The organism is Lentiprolixibacter sp. (genome assembly GCF_982873095.1).
On sequence record NZ_CEYNTP010000279.1, the window covers coordinates 1 to 3,260 of the forward strand.

A 3,260-nucleotide genomic window follows, 5' to 3' on the forward strand; every position below is an offset into this window, starting at 1 on the left:
TGCTACCTCCCTTGCCGCAGCCGCCAGCTGCGCATTGTTGTGATTGGCATCAACACCTACATTTAATACCGGACACCCGCCGAGTTGTTCCATAAACTCGTCATAGGTCTTGTAAAAATTGGTGAGTGAGAAGATTTTATCCAGGGCATTCCCGGGGACACTCAGCTGCTCATCAATAGCGTTGAGCAATTTTTCTGAACTGAACTCAAAAGCGGCCAAAGCCAGGGATTCCTTGTTTTCGAAATTGCCATAAATCGCCCCTTTGGTGAGCCCTGTTGCTTCAGTAAGGTCGCTCATGCTGGTGCCAACATAACCGTGCTTAACGAAAAGCGGTGCCACAGTCTCAATGATGAATGCAGTGGTTCGTTCGGCTTTGGTTGGCATAGGGTCGGCAATTTTCTACGAATATATAAAAACTATATACGGAATGGTATAGGATACAAAAAAAAGGTGCCTGTAGTTTAATTTCACTGTAGGCACCTGTCTTTAGGGCTTTATTTTAGTCCTATTGTACCAGCTCGTTCTGATTTCTGAACACAAGGCCATCATCAAAACTGTCGAGCAGTATGATGCTTTCGGCCTTTACCCTGCCACTTAGCAATTCTTTGGAGAGGGCATTGAGCACCTCTTTCTGAATTACCCTTTTGATGGGCCGTGCCCCGTATTGGGGATCAAACCCTTTCTCGGCCAGATACGCAATCGCCTCCTCAGTAGCATCAATTACGATATGTTGTTTGGCTACCAAGCTTTTCAGGTGATCCAATTGCAGTTTAACGATCTCAACTATGTCTTTCTTGCTCAAAGGAGTGAACATAATGATATCATCGATACGGTTCAGGAACTCGGGACGTATGGTTTTTTTGAGTAATCCCAGGACTTCAAGGCGTGCTATTTCTGAAGCACTTTCCATATCCGGGTTATTTTCAAACGCCTCCTGTATCAAATGGCTGCCCATGTTGCTGGTCATAATGATGATCGTATTCTTGAAGTCTGCTACCCTTCCCTTGTTGTCTGTCAGGCGGCCTTCATCCAATACCTGTAACAGAATATTGAAGGTGTCCGGGTGGGCTTTTTCAATTTCATCCAGCAACACTACGGAGTAGGGCTTGCGCCTAACGGCCTCTGTGAGTTGTCCACCTTCGTCATACCCTACGTATCCCGGAGGTGCCCCAACCAGCCTGCTTACAGCATGCCGTTCCTGGTATTCGCTCATATCGATACGGGTCATTGCATTCTCGTCATCAAAGAGATAGGCAGCCAGGGTTTTGGCCAATTCCGTTTTTCCTACCCCCGTTGTCCCCAGGAACAGGAAGGAACCTATGGGCCTTTTGGCATCCTGTAAACCTGCCCTGCTTCTTCGAATGGCGTCAGAGACCGCTTCTATAGCCTCCTCCTGTCCGATGACCCTTTTGTGTAGTACTTCTTCCAGTTTCAGCAATTTCTCCCGTTCGCTTTGCAACATTTTGGTTACGGGAATGCCCGTCCATTTGGCCACTACTTCAGCAATGTCGTCATTGGTCACTTCTTCCTTGATCAGGGTGCCGGCTTGCTGTTGTTCGGCCAATTCGGCCTGAAGGATGTCCAGTTTGCCCTGGGCCTCTTTTATCTTCCCGTAGCGCAGCTCGGCCACTTTGCCATAATCGCCATTGCGTTCAGCGCGTTCGGCCTCCAGCTTGAAATTCTCAATATCCTGTTTGGTCTTCTGGATATTATCCACTACGGATTTCTCGCTTTCCCACTGGGCAAAGATGTCGTTCCGTTCTTCTTTGAGGTTGGCCAGGTCAATGTTCAGTGCCTTGAGTTTTGCCTGATCGTCCTCCCGCTTGATGGCTTCAATCTCGATCTCCAGTTGCATGATCTTCCGGTCGAGCACATCCAGCTCCTCGGGTTTTGAGTTGATTTCCATGCGAAGTTTGGAGGCCGCTTCGTCCATAAGGTCGATCGCTTTATCCGGCAGGAAGCGATTGGTAATATACCGCTGTGAGAGTTCCACGGCCGCAATTACAGCTTCATCTTTAATCCGGACCTTGTGGTGTGCCTCGTATTTTTCTTTCAGTCCCCTGAGGATGGAAATGGCACTTTCCGTATCGGGTTCGTCAACAGTCACTTTCTGGAAGCGACGTTCAAGTGCCTTGTCCTTTTCGAAATATTTCTGGTATTCATCCAGGGTAGTGGCTCCAATGGCCCTGAGCTCCCCCCTTGCCAGTGCAGGTTTCAGGATGTTAGCGGCGTCCATTGCGCCCTGTCCACCACCAGCACCCACCAGGGTGTGTATCTCGTCTATAAAGAGTACGATATGGCCATCGGAAGTAGTTACTTCCTTGATCACGGCTTTGAGCCGTTCTTCAAATTCCCCTTTGTATTTGGCACCGGCTATAAGGGCTCCCATATCCAGGGAGTAGATCACCTTGTCCTTGAGGTTTTCAGGAACATCCCCCTGTACAATCCGGTGGGCAAGGCCTTCCGCAATCGCTGTCTTCCCGGTACCGGGCTCACCAACCAGCATGGGGTTGTTCTTGGTCCTGCGAGAAAGGATCTGGAGGATCCTTCTGATTTCTTCATCACGTCCAATGACGGGGTCCAGTTTTCCCTTATCTGCCAGGTCGTTGAGGTTCCTGGCGTATTTGTTCAGGGAATTGTAAGTCTCTTCTGCACTTTGAGAAGTGACTTTCCCTCCTTTGCGTAGTTCCTGAATGGCAGCTTTCAGGTCCTTTTCAGTAACGCCCTGGTCTTTCAGGACCCGACTAATATTACTCTTTGATTTGAATATAGCGAGCAGGAGGTGTTCAATGGAAACATATTCATCCTGCATCTTTTTCGCTATCAGATTGGCCTCGTTCAGGGTTCTACCGGCTTCCTGTGAGAACATAAGGTCAGCTCCCGATACTTTTGGGAACCGTTCCAATTCCTTTTCCAGGATATCTCCTAGGATCCCGGTATTGACATTGAGCTTTTTCATGAGGAAGGGAAGCACGTTCTCGTCCACTTCTCCAATGGCCTTGAACAAGTGCTCGTTTTCCACCTGCTGGTGCTCATACCCCTGCGCAATCTGCTGTGCGAGTTGTATGGCTTCCTGTGATTTTATGGTAAATGTGTTGATATTCATTTCTCCTATATTTTCCTTTACTTTGAGTTTTTATCCCGATAGGTCAACAACCTTACCAAGTGGGTGAAACCGACAAAATGTCTTGTAATTCCCTAGTTTTAAGGACATTTCGGCAGTTGAATCACGAGGGGTATAATAACTGGAAGAAATAATA

Annotated in this window: 2 protein-coding genes; both read right to left on the reverse strand. The window is 48.1% G+C overall.

What is annotated here, in order from left to right; genetic code table 11:
• Positions 1 to 384, reverse strand: a 384-nt coding sequence (locus tag AC4E7D_RS13150) for a TetR family transcriptional regulator (RefSeq protein WP_490174244.1), incomplete at its 3' end; no start/stop codon positions are given.
• Between the two features lie 121 nt (positions 385 to 505).
• Positions 506 to 3,106 (reverse strand): ATP-dependent chaperone ClpB, encoded by a 2,601-nt coding sequence (clpB, locus tag AC4E7D_RS13155; RefSeq protein ID WP_490174245.1) that lies wholly within the window; start codon positions 3,104 to 3,106, stop codon positions 506 to 508.
• Positions 3,107 to 3,260 lie beyond the last annotated feature (154 nt).